This window comes from Acinetobacter sp. CFCC 11171 (genome assembly GCF_003268405.1).
In the GTDB taxonomy this organism is placed as follows: domain Bacteria; phylum Pseudomonadota; class Gammaproteobacteria; order Pseudomonadales; family Moraxellaceae; genus Acinetobacter; species Acinetobacter amyesii.
Map to the genome: position 1 here is coordinate 1 of NZ_LQXP01000140.1, position 224 is coordinate 224.

Consider the following 224-nt stretch of genomic DNA (forward strand, 5'->3'; position numbering starts at 1 on the left):
TCCGCTTTAGCTTGCCATGATCACATTCAATCACGTTATTTTTATACTTAATCTGCCTGTGCTCAAGGTCTGGTGGACATTTACCTTCCCGTTTTAACCGTGATAAAGCACGTCCATATGTGGGTGCTTTATCCGTGTTGATCACTTGTGGAATTTGCCACTTCTTCACATTATTTAAAATTTTTCCAAGAAAACAATATGCTGATTTGGTATTACGTCTAGAA

1 protein-coding gene is annotated in these 224 nt (G+C 37.9%); it reads right to left on the minus strand.

Annotation, left to right across the window (positions count from 1 at the left end):
• Positions 1-224 (minus strand): DDE-type integrase/transposase/recombinase (locus AVJ20_RS18225; RefSeq protein WP_162689831.1); only part of this gene is annotated, 224 nt, incomplete at both ends.